The organism is Microbacterium sp. UBA837 (assembly GCF_002296025.1).
In the GTDB taxonomy this organism is placed as follows: domain Bacteria; phylum Actinomycetota; class Actinomycetes; order Actinomycetales; family Microbacteriaceae; genus Microbacterium.
The window spans coordinates 46,369-69,487 of sequence record NZ_DBHD01000175.1 but is presented as its reverse complement, the minus strand read 5'-3'; the positions used below and the strand labels follow the sequence as shown (position 1 = coordinate 69,487).

Sequence of the window (23,119 nt, the reverse complement as noted above, 5' to 3'; positions counted from 1 at the left end):
GCACCATGCTCGTGTCCCCCATGGGCGTGCCCGTGCGTGTGGTCGTGCCCGGAGTGGTCGTGGTCGTGGTCGTGGTCGTGGTCGTGGGACATGGTGTGTCTCCTTCTCGAGCGATGGCTAGGCCTGGACGGGCGCGGGCTCTCGGGTGGCGGGGGCGCCGGCACGGGTTGGGGTGGGCAGGGGGCGGAAGCGGCGCAGGCGGAGGCTGTTGGTGACGACGAACACGCTGCTGAACGCCATTGCCGCGGCGGCGAGGATGGGGTTGAGCAGGGCGAGCATCGCGACCGGGAGGGCGGCGACGTTGTACGCGAACGCCCAGAACAGGTTCCCCTTGATCGTGCCCAGGGTGCGGCGGGCCAGCCGGATCGCGTCCGGGACCAGCACGAGGTCGCCGGAGACGATGGTCAGGTCCGCGGCGGTGATGGCCGCGTCGGTGCCGGTGCCCATCGCGATCCCCAGGTCTGCCGCAGCGAGGGCTGCGGCGTCGTTGACGCCGTCGCCGACCATCGCGACCACCCGGCCCGCGGCCTGCAGGTCGCGGATGGTGTCGAGCTTGCCCTGCGGGGTGACCCCGGCACGGACGTCCTCGATCCCGGCCTGGTCGGCGATCGCCCGCGCGGCGCCGGGGTTGTCGCCGGTGAGCAGGATCGGGGTCAACCCGAGCTCTCGGAGCCGTGCGACCGCCTCACGGCTGGTGGGTTTGATGGTGTCGGCGACGCTGATCGCCCCGCGCACCTGCCCGTCCCACGCCACCACCGTCACCGTCGCCCCCGCCGCCTCGTCCGCCGCGATGGTCGCGGCGAGGTCGGTAGGGACGGGAAGTGCCCATTGGGTGGTGATCCAGGAGGCGCGGCCGGCGGCGACCAGGCGGCCGTCGACGATGCCCTGCACCCCCTGCCCGGCCACCGCGGCGAACGACTCCACGGCCGCGAGCGGCCTGCTGGCGGCCGTGGTGATGGCGCGGCCGATGGGGTGCTCGGAGCCATGCTCGAGCGCCGCTGCGACCTGCACCAGCTCCGCCTGATCGGTGCCGGGAGTCGGATGCGTAGCCGTGACGGTCATGGTGCCGGCGGTGATGGTGCCGGTCTTGTCCAGCACGACGGTGTCGATGCGGCGGGTCTGCTCCAGCACCTGCGGGCCGCGGATCAGGATGCCCAGCTGCGCGCCCCGCCCGGTGCCGACCAGCAGCGCCGTCGGCGTCGCCAACCCGAGCGCGCACGGGCACGCGATGATCAGCGTCGTCACCGCGGCGGTGAACGCGACCTCCGGGGAAGCCCCGACCAGAAGCCACACCGTGAACGCGACGATCGCGAGGGCGATGACGATCGGGACGAAGATCGCGGAGACCCGGTCGGCGAGGCGCTGCACCTGCGCCTTCCCCGTCTGCGCCTCCTCCACCAACCTGGCCATCCGCGCCAGCTCCGTGTCCGCGCCGACCCGGGTGAGCTCCACCAGCAGCCGGCCGCCGGTGTTCACCGTCGCGCCGACCACCTTCGAGCCGGGGGCGACTTCGACGGGGACGGACTCGCCGGTGAGCATCGACTCGTCCACCGCGGAGACACCCTCGGTGACGACACCGTCGGCGGGGATCTTCTCCCCCGGCCGCACCACCACGATGTCGCCGGGCACCAGCTGGGCGACCGGGACGCGCTGCTCGACACCCGTGCGGAGGACGACGGCGTCTTTCGCGCCCAGCTCCAACAGGGCGCGCAGAGCCTCCCCGGATTGCCGCTTCGCGCGGGTCTCCAGGTAGCGGCCGAGGAGGATGAACACCGTCACCAGGGCGGCGACCTCCAGATACACCTCGTGGCCGCCGGACTGCGGGGTGCCGACGAAGGTGACGCTCATCCGCATCCCGGGCATGCCGGCGCCGCCGAAGAACAGGGCATACAGGGACCAGCCGAACGCGGCCAGCACGCCGAGGCTGATCAGGGTGTCCATCGTCGCGGCGCCGTGCCGGGCGTTGATCGCCGCGGCACGGTGGAACGGCCACGCCCCCCACACCACCACCGGGGCCGCCAGGGTCAGGGTCAGCCACTGCCAGTAGGTGAACTGCAGCGCCGGGATCATCGACAACACCGCCACCGGCACCGCCAGGATCGCCGAGACGATCAGCCGCTGCCGCAACGACACCAACTCCGCATCCTGCGGCGTGGTCTTCTCGTCGGGGGTGTCGACGGGTGGGGCGGGGACGGATGCCCCGTACCCGGCCTGCTCGACCGCCGCGATCAGCTCCTCCACCGGCACCGGGGACTCGGCGTGCACGCGGGCCTTCTCGGTGGCGAAGTTGACCGTCGCCGCCACCCCGGGCAGCTTGTTCAGCTTCCGCTCCACCCGGGTCGCGCACGACGCGCAGGTCATCCCGGTGATGTCGAGATCGACATCCGTCGTCGTCGTGGTCATGACGCTGAGGCGAGGCTGTAGCCGGCCTCCTCCACCGCCGCCCGCACCCGCTCCGCATCCACCGGCGTCGCGCTGGACACCGTCACCGTGGACACACCGCCGGCGTGCAGATCGACCGCGACGTCGGAGACACCGTCGATCGCGGAGACCTCCTCGGTGACGCTACGCACGCAGTGCGCGCAGGTCATCCCCTCCACCAGGAACTGCGCCGACACGGTCTCGCCCGCCGCCGTCTGCTGCGCCGGTGCGCCGGTGTCGGTGGCTGCCGTGGCGTGGGAGGTGGGGCTGCAACAGGCGCAGCCACCGCCGGTGCTGGTCGCCTGCAGGCCGAGGTCCTGGAATCCCTGTCCGGTCATGATGTGCTCCCTTCAAGAGCCTTGTGTGAATGTGAGTAGAGGGTGTCTTAGGAGCGCACGAGGCGGGCGATGGCGGCGTTGGCCTCACGGAGCTTCTCCTCCGCAACCGGGCCGCCTTCCGCGGTGGCCTGCGCGACGCAGTGCCCGAGGTGGTCTTCCAGCAGGGTCAGCGCCACTGATTCCAGTGCTTTGGTGATCGCGGACACCTGGGTGAGGATGTCGATGCAGTACGCGTCCTCGTCGACCATCCGCGCGATCCCCCGTACCTGCCCCTCCGCGCGTCGCAGCCGCGCCAGCAGCGCCTGCTTGTCGTCCACATATCCGTGTGCCATCTCGCACCTCCTCACCCCAATCTAGCATACCCGCTAGGGGTATGGGGTGTAGGGTGTGAACATGACCGGCGTTCGGCATCCTCACCCCGCTCACGGGTCCGGCTGGCATGTGCTGACCGGGGGTCCGAGCTCGGGGAAGACCACGACGGTGAACCTGTTGCACGCCCGGGGGTATGCGACGACGATGGAGCATGCCCGCCACTACATCGACCTGCAACGGATCAGCGGGCGCAGCATCCGGCAGATCCGGGACAGGCAGGCGCAGTTCCAGCGCGCGGTCGTGGCGATGCAGATCCAGCAGGAGCGTGACCTGGACCCGGCGCAGACGGTGTTCCTGGACCGGGCCCTGCCGGACTCGCTGGCCTACTACCGGTTCCTCGGCATCGACCCCGACCCCGCGCTGCGGGACGCGGTCACCCAGGCGCGGTACGCGACCGTGTTCCTGCTGGACCTGCTGCCGCTGGCTCCCGATTACGCGCGCACCGAGGACGCGGCCGCGCAGCAGCGCCTCCACGAGCTGATCGGGCAGGTGTATCGGGAGCTGCCGTTCCCCGTGGTCACCGTCCCCGCACTGCCACCGGACGAGCGTGTCCAGTTCATCCTCGACCGGACCCGCTGACCGAGAAGAAAGGGGGATGTGATGGGTGAGGGTCGTCGCGGCCGGTACCGGCAGATCGGTGCGGTGTTACGCCGGCACGGGCTGGGCGTCGCCGCCGGAATGATCGGTCTGGGCGGGCTGGTCCCGTTCCATCGTGGCGCGTTCGGGCACACTCCGCAGCAGACCCCGTACACGAACCCGGAGCACGTGCGGGTGGCGTTGGAGGAGCTCGGGCCGACCTTCATGAAGCTGGGGCAGCTGCTCTCCACCCGCCACGACCTTCTCCCCCAGTCGTGGATCGCCGAGTTCACCAAGCTGCAGGACGCGGCCGCCCCGGCACCGTGGGAGCAGATCGTGCAGGTGTTGCGGGACGAGCTCGGCGCGGACCCGGAGGAGGTGTTCGCTCGGTTCGACCGGGTGCCGTTGGCGGCGGCGTCCATCGGGCAGGCGTATGCGGGCACCCTGCACGACGGCACCGATGTGGTCGTGAAGGTACGCCGCCCCGGGGTCGTTGAGCAGGTCAACGAAGACCTCGACATCCTCCGTGACCTTGCCGACCGTGCACACCGCCGCTGGGACACGGTCCGCCGGTACGACCTGCCCGGCCTCGTGGACGAGTTCGCCCGCACACTGCGCGCTGAGCTCGACTATCTTCAGGAGGCCCGCAACGCCGAACGGTTCGCTCAAGATTTCGCAGGCTCCCCGCAGGTGCGGATCCCGCGGGTGCTCGGGGAGACGAGCACGTCCCGGGTGCTCACGCTGGAACGGGTGGGCGGCCTGCGGATCGACGACCTGGCCGGAATGGACGCCGCCGGTATCGACCGGGCGGCGTTGGCGCGTCGGGGCGCGGACCTGGTGCTCACGATGGTGTTCGAGCACCGGTTCTTCCACGCCGACCCGCACCCCGGGAACATGTTCGTCCAACCCGACGGGTCCCTCGCACTGATCGACTTCGGAATGGTCGGCGAGCTGCGCGAACAGACCACCGACCACCTCGCCGGCATGCTGCTCGCCTTCGCCCGCGACGACCCGGACGCGCTCACCAGCGCCCTCATCGGCCTGGCCGGCGCCGGGGAAGTCTCCGACCGGGCCGGGCTGCGCCACGAGCTCACCGGGTTCCTCGGCCGTTACCGGGGCCGTTCCCTGTCGGAGATCAGCCTCGCCGGCATGTTGCGGCAGCTGCTGGACATCCTGCAACACCACCAGCTGCATCTCCCCCAGGAGACCGCGCTGCTGTTCAAGGTGCTGATGATAGCCGAGGGCACCGCCGCGCTACTGGACCCCGACTTCCAGATGCTGAACGCGTTGCAGCCCTACGCGGAGCACCTCACCCGCGCCCAGCTCTCCCTGTCCGCGCTCGCCCGGCGGTGGGCGCGGGCAGGTGCTGACACCAGCGCGCTCCTCGAGGAACTGCCCGCCACCCTGCGCCGGCTGCGGAATGTCATCGAAGACGGCGGGTTCCAGGTGCACCTGCGCGCGGCCGAACTCGAGCCGCTCGTCGAACGGGCCGAACGCATCGGCAACCGGGTGATCGCCGGGGTCATCGCCGCAGCCCTCATCAACGGCATCGGCACCCTTGTCGGCGGGAACGCCCGCTGGCGGCCCCGGCAAGGCGCCCTCCTCGGTGCCGGCGCCGGCATGATCAGCGCACTCGGCGGCTACCTGCTGTGGACCATGCGCCGCCGCCCCCGCCGCTAAACCCTGAGCCCCCTGCTCACCCTACGGAAGGACACCATCATGGACACGATCAATGTCGGAGTGAACGGGTACGGGGTCATCGGCAAACGTGTCGCCGACGCCGTCCGCGCCCAACCCGACATGCACCTGGTCGGAGTCGCGGACATCGTCACCGACTGGCGCATCAAGTCCGCCGCGAACCGGCTGCCGGTGTTCGCCTCCACGTCCGAAGCAGAGCAGGCGATGCAGGAGGCGGGCCTGACCGCCCGCGGGAGCCTGGACGACCTGCTCGAGCAGTGTGACGTGATCGTCGACACCACCCCCAAACACGTCGCCGCCGGGAACCTGCCCCGCTACCAGGCGGCGGGAGTGAAGGCGATCGTGCAGGGCGGGGAAGCACACGAGACCACCGGGCACTCCTTCGTCGCCCAAGCCAACTACACCACCGCCCTCGGCCGAGACAGCACCCGGGTGGTGTCCTGCAACACCACCAGCATCGTCCGCGTCCTCGGCGCGCTCGACGACGCCGGGCTGCTGCTACGCGCCCGCGGGGTCCTCATCCGCCGCGCCACCGACCCGTGGGAATCGCACCTGGGCGGGATCATGAACACGATGGTCCCCGAACCTGTCATCCCCTCCCACCAAGGTCCCGACGCGCGCACCGTGCTTCCCGGACTGGACGTGGTCACCATCGCCGCCAAGGGCGCACACACCCAAACCCACAACCACTACTGGACCCTGCAACTGACCCGCCGCGCCTCCCGCGACGAGATCCTCGACGCGTTGCGCGCCGCGCCCCGCATCGCGTTCATCCGCATGTCCGACGGGCTCGTCGCCCTCAACTCCACCATCGAGCTGATGCGCGACCTCGGCCGGCCCCGCGGGGACATGTGGGAAGTCGCCGTCTGGGAAGACCTCCTCACCGTCGACGGCGACGAGGCCTACCTCACCTACCAGGTCTACAACGAAGCGATCGTCGTGCCCGAGACCATCGACGCGATCCGCGCGCTCACCGGCACCACCACCGACCCCGCCGCCTCCATCCGCCGCACCGACGAGAGCCTCGGCATGCGACACGACTTCCTCACCCCGGAGCACCCATGACCACCCGGCATGCGGGGCCGCCCCGCACGGGACGGGTCTGGATGTGGGTGATCATCGCACTGGCGGTCGCCGGGATCGCGCTCTACCTGATCATCGACCACTGGACTCACCTCGCCGCAGCCGCCCCCTACGCCGGCATCATCGCGATCGCCGCGATTCACCTGTTCGGCCACCGCGGACACGGAAGCCACGGAGGGCACGGCGACCCCGGACACGACCACGAACAGCGACACCCCCGCACCGCGGACGACACAGACCCGCCCCCGACCGACCCCGCATGAACACACCCGCTGTTCCCGGCGCCGATCGGCGCGCCCCGCGCCCCTGGCGGATGCTGTGGATCACCTTCGCGTGGGGATCCTGCTTCGTCGCGATCAGCGTCGGGCTGCAAGACGCCCCGCTCCTCTGGCTCGCAGCACTGCGCGCCCTCGTCGCCGGTGCCGCTCTGCTGATCCTCACTGTCATCCGCCGCGCGCCCGTCCCCCGCGAGGTACGCAGTTGGACGCTGATCGGCGTGCTCGGCGTCGTGAACGTCGCCATCGCCTACGCCGCCATGTTCGGCGGCACCATCGGCCTGACAACGGGCGTCGCGTCCGTGCTGGCCAACGTCCAGCCCGTCCTCATCCTGCTGCCCGCCTGGTGGCTCTACCGCGAACGTCCCTCCCTGCGATCGGTGGCCGCGATGCTCACCGGGCTCGCCGGACTCCTGCTCATCGTGCTGCCCGCCGGCGCCGGGACCGGGGCATGGCTGTCCCTCACCGCCGCCGCCGCCGTCACCGCCGGCACCCTCATCAGCCGCGCCGTGCGCGCCGACCCGTTCCTCGTCGCCACCGTGCAGCTGCTGCTCGGCGGCGGGATCCTCCTCGTCGCCGCCGCGATCGTCGAAGGTCCGCCGGTCATTGAATGGACGCCGGGATTCGTGCTCTCCCTGCTGTGGATGTCCCTGGCCGGCACCGCCGCGACCACCGTCGCCTGGTACGCGGAGACGCAACGGTCCCGGCTCGACATCCTCACAACATGGACGATCCTCGTGCCCGTCTTCGGGATCGTCCTGTCCGTCGGGCTCTTGCAGGAGACCCAGAGCGTGCTCGGCTGGACCGGCACCGCCATCGTGATCGGCTCCGTCGCCCTCCTCACCATCCCCGGCAGACACGCTGACCGCGCGTCCCGTCGGCTTGAAGGTTGAGCGCCCGCCTGCCACACCCGGCGTCCGGCAGACGGACGTCGCACAGTCAGGAGACGGGCCGGGCCGCCCACGGGGTGGTCCCGCGGGGTTTGACGAACCCCAGGATCATCACCACGACCAGCACGACCAACGCCGCGACCGCGTCCACCATCAGCTGCAGCCGCACCGCGGAGAAGTCCATACCGACCTGGAGGGACGCGTGCGCGGCGGTGTCGGCCACCCCGGTGTGCAGCACAAGAGCGCCAGTCGCGACCACGGTGAGCACCAGCTTGAACAGCACCCAGTAGTGACGGGTCAGCCCCCACCGCGTCACCAGCGACACCCCGATCCCGGTCAGCAGCGACAACCCGGCCAGCGGCACCACCGCCCACCACATGGTCACCTGCAGCGCCGCGTACACACCCGCCCAGATCCGCGCGTCCGGCGACGCCCAGCCGGCGGCCGCCACGACCAAGAACACGGCCACGGACCCCGCCCACCCGATCGAAAACACGACATGCAACGCCCGCAACACTGACCGCAGCCGACGACCGGACGCGCCCATCAATGCATCCCCGCCATCCCGTTGCCGGTCAGATGCAGCACCACGAACGCCCCGGCGGCCAGCAGCACCAGGACTCCCCCGACGATCACCCAGCGGGGCACCGGACTCGGTTTCGACATCACGGCTTTATCTATACACACTGTTGCATACAGGTCAAAGCGTCTCGTTCCTGATAAGGTAGGGGAGTGCCCAAGCTGTGGAGTGACACCATCGTGGAACATCGCTCCGCGGTGCGGGACGCGATCCTCGACGCTACCGGTCGGCTCGTGCACCGGGACGGCCTGACCGGACTCACCATGACCGCCCTCGCCGAGGCGAGCGGGGTGGGCCGGGCGACGCTGTACAAGTACGTGCCCGACGTCGCCGCCGCTCTCACCGCGTGGCAGGAGCGCGAGATCGGACGCCACCTGCAGCGCCTGCGAACCATCGCACAGGAGAGCCCGCCGGAATCCCGGCTGTCCGACGTGCTGCTCGCCTACGCCCGGCTGCGCCGGCACCGGCACGGCGACGACGACGACGATGCACTCCACGGCACTATCCGGCTCGCACCCGCCGAATCCGAGCTCACCGCGCTCGTGCAGGAGATCATCGACGACGACACCCGGGCAGGAACAACCCGCACCGACCTCTCGCCGCAGGAACTCGCCGCGTACGCGGTCGGCGCGATCGGCGCCGCCGCGGCGTTGCCCGACACGACCGCCGTCTCACGACTCGCCACGCTCGTCGTCGCCACCATCCGGCAAGACGCCGAGGAGTGAGCAGACCGACCGTCGTTCACGCGGTCAGGAGCAATATCAGGGCACGTTGTGGCCGGCGGCCTGGATGAGGACGTACCACTCGGCTCTCGTGAGCGGGATGTCGGAGCCTTGGGCCGCGTCGGCGCCGCGCTACGGGGTGGTGGTGCCGAGCACGACCTGGATGTTCGCGTGGCGCCGGGTGATCCACGCGGTGGCGACCGCGATCGAGGTCACCACATACTTCGCGGCGAGCCGGTCGAGCTCCGCGTTCAGCTCGGGGTAGTCGAGCGAGTCGAGGAAACACGCCGCCGTGGAAGCCCTTCTGAAACGGAGACCACGCCTGCAGCGTGATGTCGTTGATCCTGGCGTAGTCGGCCCGGCCGCCGCCGTCGCGGGTGATGGAGTCGTCGTAGTCGGTCATGTTCGACGAGAGGCCTTGCGCGATCAGGACGGCGTGTTCCTATCGACAGCTGCACCTGGTTGGCCACGATCGGCTGCCTCACCGCCGTCTTCAGCAGGTCGATCTGACGGGGGCGTGGTTGGAAACCCCGAAGTGACGGACCTTCGCCGACGACTCGAGGTGATCGAACGCGCGGGCGACCTCCTCGGGCTCGACGAGCGCGTCGGGGCGGTGCAGGAGCAGCACGTACCCGTGAAAACCGTCATCTCGGTGTGGAACCTACACAGGGATACTGATCGTAGGGACGACCGAATCCGCGCTCGAGGACCCCACCTGAACCCCACGTCGGCGGTGGGGTCGAGCTCGCGGGCGCGCAGCACGGCGAGAAGTTCTCCTCGAGGTCGATCACCGACGCAACGAGACTCTCCCCCGGAATCGTGCATCCACTCATCCAGTAGCTTCGCCGCGCGAACTTCATCGAGCTCGTCGAGCGAGTGCCCGGCGAACGCACCCTCCTCTACCGCGTACGCGAGAACCCCTGGTGGGACGCCGCGAGCCAGTATGTCGACGACGCTCCCGCGGTCGAGGAACGCTCCGCGTCCTAGATCTGGCCATCCGGGGGTCGCGGCCGTGGCCGATAGACGCGCGACGTAGGTGTTCGTCGGCCGCAGAACCGAGGCGTACGCGCCGCCGAGCTGTGAGACGTAAACGCGCGCGCCCCCGTCTCATCAGTCGCGCCGGACCGCCGATCGTCCACGGCAAATGGCAGAGATGCCAAGTGCCTGCCAACTACCCGTGGAATATGTCATTTCGGCGTGGAACCTACATGACGGCCAGACGTACCGCACCAGCCTCGCCCATCTCGCCGGCGACCTGCATCAACTCATTCTTTGCGTAAATGCAAAGTAGTCCGGCCGATATCGCGGTTTACGCAAGGATCATCGGGATCCGACATGGAACCTACACCTATTGTAGGTTCCAGCTCGAGATGGCATGAAACCCCACGATTCCACGGTAGTTGGCAACGGATTCAGGGCCAGGATTCCACGCGATATGGCACATTCCTACGCATGGCAAAGAGGATCCTGTGTAGCTCTCAAGCGACTGTCGGTGATCGCAAGACGCATGCCCGGCACCTATCACCCGGCAGGATCGCTACAGTGCACGCAGTCGAATCCACCGGTCCATCGTCCGGCAGCTGAACGCAGACCGAATCGCCCATGTACGGGGCGCGTCCTGTGAAGACGGAGTGCGCCCAGTGCCCGCCCTGCAGCCCGCTGCACTGGCCAAGGCGGCCGCCACACTATCGATCGTGGTCGCTGGAGGTGCCAACAACGCGACCGGTGTCGAACTCGGTAGAGCGATACGAAACTCACTCTCAGCGATCAGAGCGCGGAGTCGCCACAATCCGTGCGGCTGAACGACTCGCGAGTCTTGCCGCAGTTGCTAGGTCCTTACCAGCGCTAAGGTGTCCGGCGAGGGTTCCTGCGAAGGCGTCGCCGGCACCGGTCGTGTCGACGACCTGCACCGGGTCGGCAGGCACGAGGATTAGTTCGGATATGTCGCCTACATAGGAACCTTGGGCCCCATTGGTTACGACTACCGATAACGCGTGGGAAGTGAGTTCGTCGGCAAGTTCCCTGAATGTGGCACCGGTGGGCGTTCGCAGTAGCGCCGACGCTTCGGCGGCGTTGACGATGAGGGGATCCGCCGATCGCAGAAGGCTACGAATCGTTTGCGTTGGGGATGCATTGATCAGTCGGTCGAGTGGGCTCGGGTTCAGTATCCAGCGTGCGTTGTTCTGCTTGGCCCAGTGCGCTGTGGCGATGGCCGACTCGAGAGGTACCTCAAGTTGAGAAATGACGATTCGCGGGCGGAGGACTGCGAGGGCGGCAGTCGTATCGTCCGCGGTGAGGCTCTCGTTCGCGCCGGGGATCACCGTGATGCTGTTCTCTGCCCCATCGAACACATGCACGATGGCCACCCCTGAAGCCTCTCGAACGGAGTGGAGGAACCTCGTGTCGACGTGCACTTGATTCAGCGCGCGCCGCAGCTGATCACCTGCCGGGTCGTTCCCGACGGCCCCGACAAGAGCGGTCCGGACGATCGCTGCGGCAGCGACGGCTTGGTTCAGTCCCTTGCCCCCGGGGTAGGTAGATAGTCGCTTCCCCAGGACCGTCTCGCCCGGAGCTGGTGGTCGACGAACATGAACGACGTAGTCGAGGTTCGCGGATCCGACGACTGCCACGTCGGTGCTAGGCAAGCCTTCGATGAGAAACCTCCTATTGGATTGAGTCAACACTCGAAATGTCGAGTGGCTGCGCAAGGGCCTGGCATGGCTGGTGGGTCAGATCGACCGACGGCACTCTACGGGGTCAGCCGCGCCGGCGCTTGTGCACAGCCCCGTCGGCGTTCAGCGCACACGGAAACCTGCGAGGGTGTCGACGAGGAGTCCGGCGAATCTCGCTCGGTCGACGCTTTCCGCGACATGCGCGGACCCGATATGGGGCAGTACTTGGGACCCTCCGCCGAAGATGGTTCCTTGCGGGTCCCAACGGATCGGTCGTCCGCGCGCCACCGGATCGGCCAGGACGACGTCCACGGATGCGGTCTTCCAGGTGACCAGGCTCGGGTCGATGAGGCTGGCGATGACGAGGGGGTCATGCAGGTAGCAGCCGCCGAGCCCGAACCGGGAATCGGTATACCTCATCCAGGGCGAGGTCGTGGCCTTGAGGAATGCCTGCAGCGGGTCGTCCTCATCGAGCAGCTCGAGCTGCTGATGGGTGAGCAACGTCGTCGATGTGACATCGAAGGGGATCAGGGACAGGTCTGCCCCTGATGTCATGACGATGTGCGCGGCGTCCGGGTCGTATCCGAAGTTGAGCTCTTGCGGCAAGCTGTCCTGAAGGAACGCTCCGCCCATGACGGCGATGTGTTTGACGGCGCGAACGAATCCCGGATCGCGGCGGATCGCGGCGGCGATGTTGGTCAGAGGCCCCAATGCTGCGATCGTGATCTGACCCGGTGATGCCTTCACCGTGTCCACGAGGAAATCGACAGCCGTTCGAGTCGTTGTGTGCCCGGTGGGTGCGAGGAAGATGGAGCCGCCGTACTCGCTCTTCCAGGCCGTCGCGTCGCGCCTGTCGTCGAGCAGCGGCCTCCAGACCGTGTCGTCCCCGCCGGGAGGGTCGTCAGCGCCGACGAAGATCGGCGTATGCGTCTTCGCAAGAGATACGAGCTCCGCCGCGGATGCATAGCCGAGTTCCCGTGGCGTGTTCCCTGCGACGATCGTTATTCCGTCCACGTGCACGTCAGGGTGTGCGAGCGCAAGGGCTAGCGCGAGCCCGTCGTCCACGTCGGAGAACGGGACCCCGCTGCCCGGATCGCAGTCGATGATGAGATGGTGACGAAGGGTCATTCTTTCGTTCCGCTGGAGGCGAGGGAGTTGGTGAACTGCCGCTGGAAGACGAGAAGGAGAATCAGGGGCAGGGCGGCGGTAAGCAGTGCGCCGGCGAACATAGCGCCGAAGTCGATCTCCGCCTCACCGGCCAGGTCGGCGATCGCGATCGGGGCGACTTTCATCGTGGGGCTGGGGGCGATGATCAACGGCCAGAGGAACGACTGCCATTGAAAGACGAACAGGATCAGTCCCGCCCCCACGAGCGACGGGCGCGACAGCGGCAGGTAGATCGTCCAGAACACTCTGAGCCACGACGCGCCGTCGATGCGGGCGGCTTCGGACAATGACGGAGGTATCCCGAGAAAGAACTGTCGTAGGAGAAAGATCGCGAGCCCGTTGCCGATGCCCGGCAGGATCAGGCCCGCGTAGGTGTTCGCAAGACCCAGGTCACGGAACATCGAGGACAGCGGGATGGCAACCGCTTCGAACGGGATCAGGAAGCTCAATACCAGTGCCACGAACAGCGCGTTCTTGAGCGGAAAGTCGAACACTGCGAGCCCGAATGCTGCGAGCGACGCCACAGTCAGCCCGATCACGACAGTCACGGTCGTGACTATCACGCTGTTGAGTAGCGCGGGCAGAAAGGTACCCGACAAGAGAGTGGCATAGTTCTCGAGCGTGAGTTCTTTCGGCCAGAACGTGTGGACGGAGAGCGGGCTGAGGTACTGGAAGATCTCGCTTCCGGGGCGGAAGGACGAGATGAACGTATAGAAGAGGGGCAGCAGCGACACCGCGACGATGGGGAGCACAGCCAGCAGCAGCCACCGGCCGTATCGCCGTTCTCTGGCCGTCGAGACATCGAGGGTCATATCAGTCCTTCCCTGGGAGGAGGCGGAATTGGATGCCGACCACCACGACGACGATGAGCACCAGGATCGTGGTGGCAGCGGATGCTGCGGGCAGATCGCCGATCTGGTAGGCGCGTTCAAAGATCGTGTTCATGATGAGGTTGGTGGAACCCTCGGGGCCTCCTCGAGTGAGCTGCCGGACCGGCGCGAACACGAGGAAGTTCGCGACCGTGTCGGCCACGAGCACGAACAGAAGCGGGCGGCGCAGCCCTGGCAGCGTGATGTTCGTGAATCTCCGCCATGGACCGGCGCCGTCCAGTTGGGCCGCCTCGTACAGCGTCTCGGGAATGTCTTTGATGCCCGCGACGAGGAACGTCATCCAGTATCCGACGCCGACCCAGCTGCAGATGATAACGATGGACCACAGCGCCATGTCCGGGCTGGTGAGCCACGGGACGGCCGGAAGACCGAGTGCGACGAGCACACTGTTGAACGGGCCGTCGGGTCGGAAGAGCACGCCCCAGATGATCGCGGAGACGATCTGCGGGACCGCGACGGGAAGCAAGATGAACGTGCGCCAGAGGCCGACCAGGGGGACTGTCTGCGTCAGGAGCACGGCGAGAAGCAGCGCCAGGGCGATCTGGAGCGGGTTGATGACGACGGAAAAGAGGAGGGTCACCTTCAGCGATCCGATGAAGGTCGGATCACTGAAAAGCCGTTCGAATGTTCCGAAGCTGACATCCCCGCTTCGGCTAGTGAAGGAGCCGACCAGCGCCTCCACGGCAGGCCAGAGGCGGAGCAAGACGACTCCGACGACCGCGGGCGCCAGAAAGGCCAGGGCGGTCAGCGCGGACCGGCGTGTTCGGGTCCGTGAACGGGATGTGACGGTCCGGGTGACGGACATGTGCTGCTCTCCTCAGAGGGGTGGGGTCGGCTCAGCGGCCGACCCCACCCAATTCACCGGTACTGGGCGAGTTGGGATTCGAGTTGCTGTTGCGCTGAATCGAGGATGCCGCTCACGTCGCCACCGTTGCGGATGTCGGAAAACGCCTTGTTCATGACCGTTTCGAACTCCACGTATCCGATGCTGGAGGGACGATGCAGGGCGTGCTTTTCCGAGTCGACAGGGAAGAGGGAATCCATCGCCTTGGCAGGCTCGGGCGCGATCGCTTCCAGGCCGGCGATGAAGTCCGGATAGACGTCCTGGTTCACCGGGGGCAACGTGTAGATCTGGCTGATGAGGTTCCCGCCGTCCGTGGACATCGAGAGGAAGCGGCCGAACTCCTCCGCGGCGTCCTTATGTTCGCTGTAGGCGCTCACCCCGACTGCCCAGCTGTCCGTGGGTGTGTAGATCTCGCCGCCTGCGAAGTACGGCAGAGGGGCGACGCCCCACCCGTCAGCCAGCGGAGAGTCCTGGAACTGCTTGACTCTGGACGATGACGCCACGAAGTAGGCGATCTGACCGGTTGTGAACATCTCCGGCATCTGCGTCGCGTCCACTCCGATCGGCGCGAGACCACTCGTGTGAATCTGCTGATACCACTTCCCCCACTTCTTCCAGTCGTCCGAGTTGACGTCGGGGGTGAGATTGCCTTCCCCGCCGAGCCCGCTTGTCGCCCCGAAGGACTCGATGAGCGGCTGCAGCTGGTAGTAGCGGTCGACCTGCTCGAATCCGAGCCCGTACGCGGCTCCTGCCTCTTTGGCGCGCTGTGCGTCCGCGAGGACCTGTTCCCATGTCAGTCGTGACGAATCGTCGCTGGACGGCGGGGTGATGCCGGCCTGCTCCAGCAGCGCCTTGTTGTAGAGCAGGAATCCGTCTGAGGACCAGAGCGGGTACGAGTACTGCTTGCCCTCCCACGTCACCGACTGGACGCCAGGCTCGGAAAGGCTCACCGGGGGATCTGCGAAGTCGCTGCTCACGTCCAGCAGATATCCGTCGGTGACCATGGCGGGCAGACGGGGCGGGTCGACTGCGATCACATCGATCGAGGTGTCTCCGGAGCCGAGGCGGGCCTGCGTCTGGGAGACCAGCTGGTCAAAGGGCACCGACTCGGAGGACACGGTGATGTTGGGGTGGGCGTCTTCGAAGGCCGCGATCGCGTCGTCGAATCCTTCCCCGAAGATGTGCAGGAACGTGATGGTCACGTCGCCGCCCTCCGAGGAGTCGGGTGTTCCGCTGGCGGTGCACGCGGTGACGAGCGTGGCCGTGGCGAATACTGCCGCCGCCGCGGCCCATCGAGTTGTCTTCATTCGTAGCTCCTTTGCTGTGTGTTGACTGCGGTGTGTGCTTCCAGGTCTCCTCCAGGGTGAGGAGGGCTGTGTGCGGGGTCGGCTTCACGAGCCGACCCGCTCGACCGGCCCAGGATGAGCCGGTGCGGGATGGTGACACGGCTGGGGGCTGTGTGCCGGGAGCCGGTGACCATGTCCATGGTCTGCCGGGCGATCTGGTCGACCGGCTGCAGCACCGAGGTGAGCGGCGGCCGCGTGTACCGGCCGTCGTCGGTGCCGTCCAGGGAGACCATCGCCACGTCGGCGGGCACCCTGACCGACCGGTCCAGCAGAGCCGCGAGAAGGCCGATCGCTTGCTGGTCGCTGGAGACGAACACCGCATCGGGCCGATCCGGCAGCTGACTGATCGTCGATCCGATCTCGTAGCCGCTCTGCTTGGAGAACTCACCCGAGAAGTTCCACGCGGGGACTTCTTCGATGCCATGGTCTTGCAACGCGGCTCGGAACCCGGCGAGCCTCTGCGCCGCAACACCGAGTCCGTGCGGTCCTCCGACGAACCCGACGCGGCGGTGTCCGGCCTCGATCAAAAACTCGGTACCGTGTCGGGCCGCCGCGTAGTTGTCGATGCATACCGAAGAGAACTCCGGACTGCTGTTGCCACGGTCGAGCATCACGACAGGCACCCCATAGCGTGTCGCCGCTTCCAGGTGCGGCGAGTCGTCCACGCCGACCACGATGAGCGCACGAACACGCTGCTCCAGGAAGGTGGCGAGCAGTCGCTGTTCACGGTCTTTGTCCCCGCCCGAGTCGCCCAGCAGCAACGTCAGGCCATGCCGCATCGCCTCGTCCTGGAGTGCGTGCGCCAGTGACGCGAAGAACGGGTTGGAAATGTCCGGGAGCAGGAGACCACAGGCGAATGTTCGTGAGCCCGCCAGTGCTTGCGCGCTGCGATTGGGCACGTACCCCAGTTCCTCGATGGCTCGTTGCACGCGCTGGCGGGTGGCAGGAGCGACGGATCTCGGGCCGTCATTGACGACGTAGCTGACGACCGCCACCGAGGTGCCCGCACGTGCGGCGACGTCGGCGCGGGTGACAAACGTCATTTCCGTGCACTCCGCGTGTCGTGGGCAGGTTGCGTCGACCAGTGCGCGGCGCACTGCCTAGAGGTGGCATCCGCTGGGACAATCGTCGCCACCGCCTCCGACGAGCGGGGAAGCATCCTCATCGACTGCATTCCAATCTGCAACATGACGCATCTACGCGCGTAGCACTTCTCAGAGATTAGTTCTGTTGAGCAGATAAAGCAAGCCCATGATGCTGTCGTCGGTGGAGATAGTGGGCCGGGCCGGTCATACCGGATTCCAACGATCAGCAACAGAGAGACCGTCGTCGCCTTGCTTCTAGAGCGTGGCAACGACGGTCTTTCCTGGCTTTTTCCCAGCCCGATCTCCGATCAGGCGTGCAGCATTCCCCCGTTGACGTGGAGGGTCTGGCCCGTGATGAATCCGCTCGCATCGGAGAGGAGGAAGAGCACCGCGCCGACCATGTCCTCGGGATGCGCCTCCCGGTGCAGCGATTGACGTTCGAGCATGGCGGTCTTCTGCGCAGGGGACACGGTCGCGCGTTCGACTTCGGTGTAGGTGGGGCCGGGCGCGACGGTGTTGACCCGGATGCCGTCTGCGCCGAGCTCGTGCGACATGGCGAAGCTCAACGCTGCGACGCCGCCCTTGCTTGCGACGTAGTGGAGGTACCCGCCGCGGCCGAGCCAGACCGCGTCCGAGGAGATGTTGACGATCGACGCTGCCGGCGAGGCTCTAAGACTGTTCAGCAAGGCGGTGGTGAGAAGCCACGGTCCGCGCAGATTGATCGCCATGAGCCGATCCCACTCCTCGACGGGGATCTCCCAGAACGGCCGCATCGTGATCGTGGAGAACACTGCGGCGTTGTTGACCAGACCATCGACCCTGCCGTAGCGCTGGGACACGAACCGGCCCAGCGCCTGGCAGCTGCCGGCATCGCTGACATCGAGGGGGTGGAAGACCGCCTCCCCGCCGGCGGCGAGGATCTCCTGTTCGACGGAGCGCCCCGTGGTCTCGTTGACGTCGGCGATCACGGCGATTCCCCCGTCCGCCGCGATCTCGCGGGCATACGCGCGCCCGATTCCCTGCCCGCCGCCGGTGATGACGACGACGCGGTCGGCGAGCGAGCGGGCCGCCGACGGCCTCGGGCTCCCGGCGTCGCTCACAGGCCGGCTCCGACCCGGCTTGACCGGAAGGATGCTTCGTCTGCGGGGACGATCTCGAACTTCAGCTGCACCAGACAGGATGGGCAGAACGCGCGGCGCAGGAGGATCCGCCGGGTGGCGAAGTTGGTGGCCGCGGCTCTCACCCCCGGGCCGGCTTCGCTCGGTTCGGACTCGCGTACGACCGCGTCCCTGATCGGATCGTGGTCGTCTCCCAGGATCGTGCCGCAGTGGCGGCATGTCACGATGGCGCCGTCCAGGAGCAGGTTGTCGTCGATTCTCGTGGTCATCGCGCCACCCCCTCCTCTATTCCGGCCCTGTCGTGTCGCAGGCGGTTGCGTGTCTCGTTGGTGGCGATGTGGTCGACGGTCGCGTGACCGTCCAGCACGACGCCGTACACCTGGGCGGCGGCGGCCGGGCTGACCTTGCGGGCGAGGACGTCGGCGGCGACAAGTTCCGGCTCTCGGAGCAGCGGGTCTCCGTATCCTCCTCCGCCCTGCCAGTGGGTGAAGTACACGTCGGTGGGGCCGAGATCGGTCTCGTGATGGGTCGGGACGAGCTGCTCGTCTCCTCCGAGCTCGTCGATGGATCGGGGGATCCTGCCCTGCGCGAAGAGATCCTGCACGAGGCTGTTGCGGACGAGGACGTCGTACTGGGTGCCGGCCGGCATCCCGCCGCTGATCCCGGTTGCCAGGGGGAGGGCCTTGCCCGGGGCGGACACCACGAGGTGGACTCCGCCGATCGGGCTGTCCCAGGGGATGAAGCAGCTGGAGGCGCCGACACCGCCGCGGTGGCGGCCGGGACCGCCCGAGTCTGCTTCCTCTCGTCGCCAGAGATAGAGCATGGGGAAGGCGAACTCGTTCATCTCCGAGTCGGCGATGCGTCCCATCGGGATGCAGGCCAGCCCGCCGGTGTCGACGCCGTCGGAGTCGGTGCGTGCGCCGAGGCCGCCGGCCATGGAGTCGCACAGCATGGTCACGAAGCCGCCGCCGCGCTGGTCGACGCCGGCGAGCAGCGCGAAGTCCCAGGTTCCGCAGCACACGCTCATCAGCCGTTGACGGTGCTCGACGTGCGTGTCCAGCAGGCCGGCCAGGCATTCGGTGACGACGTTCTGGGTCGCCCATGCGGATGCCACCGATGCTTTCCCGATGCCGGCGGGGAAGGTGCAGTTGTTGATCGTGCCGGGTTCGCTGATGATGTCCAGGCAGCGGTAGATCCCGCCGGGCGCCCAGGGGATGTCTCCGCACAGGGTGGTGAGGAGGATCGGCATGATCCCCCCGCGCAGGCCCGCATAGGTGCAGTTGATGAGGCCCTCCACCTGCGGGTCCGTGCCGGTGAAGTCGAACGTGAGCCGGTCGCCGGTCTTGGAGAGGGTGAGCACGATCTTGTAGACGCCGTCGTCTCCGGCCCGGGCGGAGTCCTGGTGGGCTACCGCGGACCAGGTGCCATCGGGGATCTCGAGCAGCTTGGCGCGCAGCCGCCGTTCGGCGTCGTCCATGGTGCGGCGCATCACGGCCTTGACCGTGTCGGCGCCGTACCGTGCGATGAGCGCCCGAAGGCGTTCGTGCGCGACGTTGTTGGCGCCGATCTTCGCTCGAAGGTCCAGGGCGACGAGTTTGGGGACGCGGGATCGACGCAGGTAGACGTCCTCCACGTCCTTGCGGATCACTCCGCCGTCCACGATCTTCACCGGCGGGGTGGGTACGGACTCCCAGAACACGTCGGTCGCGCCGACCGACCAGCTGCCCGGGGACACTCCGCCGAGGTCGACCTGATGGGCGACCGCGCCCGTCCAGGCGAACAGCTCACCCTCATGGAACAGCGGGGCGAACAGGCTCACATCGCTCTGATGCAGCCCGCCGCCCACCCAGGGGTCGTTGCACAGGAACATGTCGCCGGGGGCGATACCGGGCGAGTCCACCCGGTTGCGCAGCGTCCAGTTCGCCGCCATGTCCAGGGATGCGGCCAGCTCGGTGTTGTACAGGCCCACCTGGACCACATCGCCGACCTCGTCCATGATGGCGGCGTCGAAGTCGTTGCAGTCGGTGACCACGACGGATCCGGACATCTTCTTCAGCGCCTCCCCCATCTCCTCGGTGATGGAGGTGAGGCGGTGTCTGATGACCTCGTACGTCAACGGGTCGAGTCCTTCGACGAGGTCGGGTGCCACGGAATGGAGGGCGATCTTGCCGGCGAGCAGGCGGCGGGTCTCGTCCGCGGTGACGGGTTGGTTGGCGAATTCCTCGGAACCCGCGACGGGGATGATCGGCACGATGTGCTCCCTCAGTTCGATGCGTAGTGGATGACGAGGTTTCCGAGCCGGTCCACGACCGCCCGGCATCCTCGGGGAATAGCGACCGTGGTGGTCGGCGCTTCGACGACGGCAGGCCCTGGGATCTCGTGATCGCGGGCCAGTGCGGTGTAGTCGTAGATCGCCGCCTCCTCCCATCCGGTCAGCGGGTCGAGCAGCACCTGGCGGTGGCTGCCGGGTGCGGGCGGCTCCGGTGAGCGGCTCGCCTCGTTCAGCCGCGGCCGGATGGGGAGGACTCCGATCGCCCGGGTGCGGTAGGTGATCAGCTGCAGACCCGCGTCAGCGAAGCCCGCGCCCTTCCCGTACAGCCGTTCGTACTGGTCGCCGAACTGCGCGGCCAGCCGGTCCATCCCCGGCAGATCCGGCACCTCCTCCAGCACCGGTGTGGTCACCTCGGCGAGCTGCATCGTGTAGCGCATATCCACCTCGCGGTTGTGGATCACACTCGCGAACTTGAGCTCCTGGGCCGCGAGCCGGGCGTCCAGTTCACGGTCCAGCTCCTCGAACACCCCGGTGAACTCGTCCGCGGCCGGGGGGAAGTTTGACGGCTGCGACATCTCGGCGGTGAGCGCGATGTCCGACGCCGCCAAGCCGTACGCAGAGAACACGGCCGCTGCAGTCCCGAGAGGGACGACGACCTGCTGCACCTCGAGATCGGCGGCGTAGGCGGCGCAGTGCATAGGGCCCGCGCCGCCGAACGCGTAGAGCACGAAGTCCCGCGGGTCGCGGCCGGAGGTGACGACGACTTTCCGCACCAGGTCGGCGGTCTGCGCGTTCTGGATCGCGTAGACGGCGGCGGCCGCGCTCTCCACCGACATCCCCAGCGGCTCCGCGATCTTCACCCGGATCGCCTCCTCCGCGAGGTGACGGTGCAGCTTCTTCTTGCCGCCCAGGAAGTTGTCGGGGTTGACGATCCCGAGCACGAGGTCCACATCGGTGACGGTCGGCTCTGTGCCGCCCTCGCCATAGCAGGCCGGTCCAGGCCGGGCGCCGGCGCTGCGGGGGCCGACGTGAAGGTTCCCGCCGGCATCGACCCAGGCGATCGCACCCCCACCAGCGCCGATGGTGTGCACATCGACCATGGGCACGTTCACCTGGTACTGGTTCAGGACGGTGCTGGTCGAGGAGACCGGTTCCCCGTCGACCACCAGCCCGGTCAGGAACGTCGTGCCGCCCATGTCGGTAGAAATCACGTTACGGTGACCGAGTTCATCCGCCAGCCGAGTGCAGCCGACGACTCCCCCGGTCAGCACGGAACCGATCGTGGTGATCGCGCGTGCCGGAGCGTCCTCCGCGGTGACACATCCTCCGCTGCCCTGCATCACCAGCAGGCTGCCGCGCAGCCCCCGGTCCCGCAACGACGCCTCGAGCGGCTCCAGGTAGGCGCGCAGTCGCGGCCCGACCTGGGTGTTCATGATCGTCGTGACGCTCCGCGAGAACTCGCGGATGCGCGGGCTGACATCGCTCGAGAGGGCGACGTAGCGGCCCGGGGCCTCCTCCTGGATGATCTCCCGCGCCCGCTGCTCATGGACGGGATTGAGGAAAGACCACAGGAAAGAGACCGCGAAGGCCTCCACGCCCTCTGCCAGCAACGCACGGACCGACTCTCGGGTCGCGGCCTCGTCCAGCCGGACCACGACGGTGCCCTTGTAGTCCACACGTTCGTCGATCTCGTGGATGAGGTGCGGTGGCACCAGCGGCTGCGGCTTGTTGGTGCGGACCATGTCCTGGATCTTGTCCGCGCCCAGGCCCGCGTATCGACCCTCCAGGTTCATGATCGTGATCGAGTCCGCATGACCGGCGGTGGTGAGGAACCCGACCCTGGCGACATCGCCGGTCACGAGCGCGTTGAGAGTCGTGGTTGTGCCGTGCACGATGTAGTCGGTCTGCTCGAGCAGCGACCTCGTGGGGATGCCCAGCGAGTCGGCGAGGTCGTCGACGACCTGGAGGAACCCGTGAGCGAAATCCGGGGGGGTCGACGGGGTCTTGGCTGCGGCGACCCGTCCGCTCTCGTCGGCGACGAAGGCGTCGGTGAATGTGCCACCGATGTCGATTCCGATTACATACGTCATAAGGCCTCCATTGGACTTGCGTCATCGTTGATCGACGGCCCGGGAAGCCATCGGTCAACACTCAACCACGAAGGTGTTTCCTTTGTCCATAGTCATTTTCTGCACAGTAGAGTCGTGATTGGGCGCGTGCCCGGCTAGTGGCGCCTGATGCGGATGCGGAAGGCCCGGTGTACCAGTGGCAGGGTGATCCAGATCACTGCGGCGACGGTGGCGAGTGTCGAGATCGCTGTGGGTAGCGGCCAGGGCAGTGCCGCCAGCCACGGCAGCAGGACAGCACCGGAGAGCAGGGCGAGCGGGAACAGTGCCAGCCACACCATGAGCGCTGTCCGCCACTTGGGAACGATGCGACCGGGCTCCCCCGCAAGTCCCGCCTCGAGTTCTTGCAGGCTGATCGCGACGGGGCGGCCCGCGGTGAGGGGGGAGCCCTCTTCGAGTCGCCGGTGCCGTTGCTCGCTCTTCTCCCACGCGAGCAGGTTCATCGCCGAACGGAACCGCACTCCGACAATGAACGTGGCGCCGTCGGGGTCAGGCGCTGTCCGCACGCTCGAGCCGAGGTAGCCGGTGAACCGGGATGCGTCGGAGCACAGGGCGTCCGCCCACTGCAACAGGTCGTCCTCCCTGCCCGGCAGGGCACGCCGGGAGATGTACACCAGCACGGGCAGCGCGAGCGGTTCCCCCAT

General features: G+C 67.6%; 21 protein-coding genes and 1 pseudogene. 6 read left to right on the top strand and 16 right to left on the bottom strand.

What is annotated here, in order from left to right; translation table 11 throughout:
- Nucleotides 1-117 precede the first annotated feature (117 nt).
- From B3587_RS12645 to B3587_RS12635, 3 genes are read right to left on the bottom strand one after another with little or no spacing between them, the layout of a single operon-like run.
- Entirely contained in the window at nucleotides 118-2,403 is a 2,286-nt protein-coding gene (locus tag B3587_RS12645; RefSeq protein ID WP_292729171.1) for a heavy metal translocating P-type ATPase, read from the bottom strand.
- Nucleotides 2,400-2,759 (bottom strand): heavy-metal-associated domain-containing protein, encoded by a 360-nt coding sequence (locus tag B3587_RS12640; protein ID WP_292729168.1) that lies wholly within the window; start codon nucleotides 2,757-2,759, stop codon nucleotides 2,400-2,402. The genes B3587_RS12645 and B3587_RS12640 overlap by 4 nt, the downstream gene beginning before the upstream one ends.
- A 47-nt stretch (nucleotides 2,760-2,806) precedes the next feature.
- Nucleotides 2,807-3,091: a metal-sensitive transcriptional regulator gene (locus B3587_RS12635; protein WP_242089017.1), complete on the bottom strand. Its 285-nt coding sequence runs from the start codon at nucleotides 3,089-3,091 to the stop codon at nucleotides 2,807-2,809.
- A gap of 61 nt (nucleotides 3,092-3,152) precedes the next feature.
- Between B3587_RS12635 and B3587_RS12630 the strand changes: the two genes are divergently transcribed.
- Genes B3587_RS12630 through B3587_RS12610 form a run of 5 tightly spaced genes read left to right on the top strand, consistent with a single transcriptional unit; the run spans nucleotide 3,153 to nucleotide 7,656 of the window.
- Nucleotides 3,153-3,710 (top strand): AAA family ATPase, encoded by a 558-nt coding sequence (locus B3587_RS12630; protein ID WP_045246016.1) that lies wholly within the window; start codon nucleotides 3,153-3,155, stop codon nucleotides 3,708-3,710.
- Nucleotides 3,711-3,731: 21 nt separating this feature from the next.
- Nucleotides 3,732-5,387, top strand: coding sequence for an ABC1 kinase family protein (locus B3587_RS12625; RefSeq protein ID WP_045246018.1), 1,656 nt, complete (start codon nucleotides 3,732-3,734; stop codon nucleotides 5,385-5,387).
- Between the two features lie 39 nt (nucleotides 5,388-5,426).
- Nucleotides 5,427-6,470, top strand: a complete 1,044-nt coding sequence (locus B3587_RS12620; protein ID WP_045246019.1) for a type II glyceraldehyde-3-phosphate dehydrogenase — start codon at nucleotides 5,427-5,429, stop codon at nucleotides 6,468-6,470.
- A complete protein-coding gene (locus B3587_RS12615) occupies nucleotides 6,467-6,751 on the top strand; it encodes a DUF2933 domain-containing protein (RefSeq protein WP_048809451.1) in 285 nt (94 codons plus the stop codon). Before B3587_RS12620 ends, B3587_RS12615 begins: the two co-directional genes overlap by 4 nt.
- Nucleotides 6,748-7,656 (top strand): DMT family transporter, encoded by a 909-nt coding sequence (locus B3587_RS12610; RefSeq protein WP_292729156.1) that lies wholly within the window; start codon nucleotides 6,748-6,750, stop codon nucleotides 7,654-7,656. Before B3587_RS12615 ends, B3587_RS12610 begins: the two co-directional genes overlap by 4 nt.
- Nucleotides 7,657-7,702: 46 nt before the next feature.
- On the opposite strand, the gene B3587_RS12605 is transcribed toward B3587_RS12610, so the two are convergent.
- Nucleotides 7,703-8,200 (bottom strand): DUF2269 domain-containing protein, encoded by a 498-nt coding sequence (locus B3587_RS12605; protein WP_292729154.1) that lies wholly within the window; start codon nucleotides 8,198-8,200, stop codon nucleotides 7,703-7,705.
- Between the two features lie 185 nt (nucleotides 8,201-8,385).
- Between B3587_RS12605 and B3587_RS12600 the strand changes: the two genes are divergently transcribed.
- Entirely contained in the window at nucleotides 8,386-8,958 is a 573-nt protein-coding gene (locus tag B3587_RS12600; RefSeq protein ID WP_292729152.1) for a TetR/AcrR family transcriptional regulator, read from the top strand.
- Between the two features lie 36 nt (nucleotides 8,959-8,994).
- On the opposite strand, the pseudogene B3587_RS12595 reads toward B3587_RS12600, so the two are convergent.
- From B3587_RS12595 to B3587_RS12540, 12 genes and pseudogenes are all read right to left on the bottom strand, one after another.
- Nucleotides 8,995-9,583 (bottom strand): annotated as a pseudogene (locus tag B3587_RS12595) (aldo/keto reductase); the annotation flags it as partial.
- 1,132 nt (nucleotides 9,584-10,715) lie between these two features.
- Complete coding sequence (locus B3587_RS12590) at nucleotides 10,716-11,600, bottom strand: ribokinase (RefSeq protein ID WP_292729149.1); 885 nt, start codon at nucleotides 11,598-11,600, stop codon at nucleotides 10,716-10,718.
- A 150-nt stretch (nucleotides 11,601-11,750) separates the two neighbouring features.
- A complete protein-coding gene (locus tag B3587_RS12585) occupies nucleotides 11,751-12,755 on the bottom strand; it encodes a nucleoside hydrolase (protein WP_137878347.1) in 1,005 nt (334 codons plus the stop codon).
- Entirely contained in the window at nucleotides 12,752-13,606 is an 855-nt protein-coding gene (locus B3587_RS12580; protein ID WP_137878348.1) for a carbohydrate ABC transporter permease, read from the bottom strand. Before B3587_RS12580 ends, B3587_RS12585 begins: the two co-directional genes overlap by 4 nt.
- Nucleotide 13,607: 1 nt before the next feature.
- Nucleotides 13,608-14,489 carry a carbohydrate ABC transporter permease gene (locus B3587_RS12575; protein ID WP_137878349.1) on the bottom strand — a complete coding sequence of 294 codons (882 nt, stop codon included), beginning with the start codon at nucleotides 14,487-14,489 and terminating at the stop codon, nucleotides 13,608-13,610.
- Between the two features lie 53 nt (nucleotides 14,490-14,542).
- Complete coding sequence (locus B3587_RS12570; protein ID WP_137878350.1) at nucleotides 14,543-15,835, bottom strand: ABC transporter substrate-binding protein; 1,293 nt, start codon at nucleotides 15,833-15,835, stop codon at nucleotides 14,543-14,545.
- Nucleotides 15,832-16,917, bottom strand: coding sequence for a LacI family DNA-binding transcriptional regulator (locus tag B3587_RS12565; protein WP_137878351.1), 1,086 nt, complete (start codon nucleotides 16,915-16,917; stop codon nucleotides 15,832-15,834). The genes B3587_RS12570 and B3587_RS12565 overlap by 4 nt, the downstream gene beginning before the upstream one ends.
- A gap of 350 nt (nucleotides 16,918-17,267) precedes the next feature.
- Nucleotides 17,268-18,059 (bottom strand): SDR family NAD(P)-dependent oxidoreductase, encoded by a 792-nt coding sequence (locus B3587_RS12560; protein WP_137878352.1) that lies wholly within the window; start codon nucleotides 18,057-18,059, stop codon nucleotides 17,268-17,270.
- Nucleotides 18,056-18,346: a hypothetical protein gene (locus B3587_RS12555; protein WP_137878353.1), complete on the bottom strand. Its 291-nt coding sequence runs from the start codon at nucleotides 18,344-18,346 to the stop codon at nucleotides 18,056-18,058. Before B3587_RS12555 ends, B3587_RS12560 begins: the two co-directional genes overlap by 4 nt.
- The gene (locus B3587_RS12550; protein WP_212742813.1) at nucleotides 18,343-20,328 is read right to left on the bottom strand and encodes a hydantoinase B/oxoprolinase family protein; all 1,986 of its coding nucleotides are present in this window, start codon (nucleotides 20,326-20,328) and stop codon (nucleotides 18,343-18,345) included. Before B3587_RS12550 ends, B3587_RS12555 begins: the two co-directional genes overlap by 4 nt.
- Nucleotides 20,329-20,339: 11 nt before the next feature.
- Nucleotides 20,340-22,439: a hydantoinase/oxoprolinase family protein gene (locus tag B3587_RS12545; protein ID WP_137878355.1), complete on the bottom strand. Its 2,100-nt coding sequence runs from the start codon at nucleotides 22,437-22,439 to the stop codon at nucleotides 20,340-20,342.
- 134 nt (nucleotides 22,440-22,573) lie between these two features.
- On the bottom strand, nucleotides 22,574-23,119 hold the full coding sequence (locus B3587_RS12540; RefSeq protein WP_137878356.1) for a hypothetical protein: 546 nt from the start codon (nucleotides 23,117-23,119) through the stop codon (nucleotides 22,574-22,576).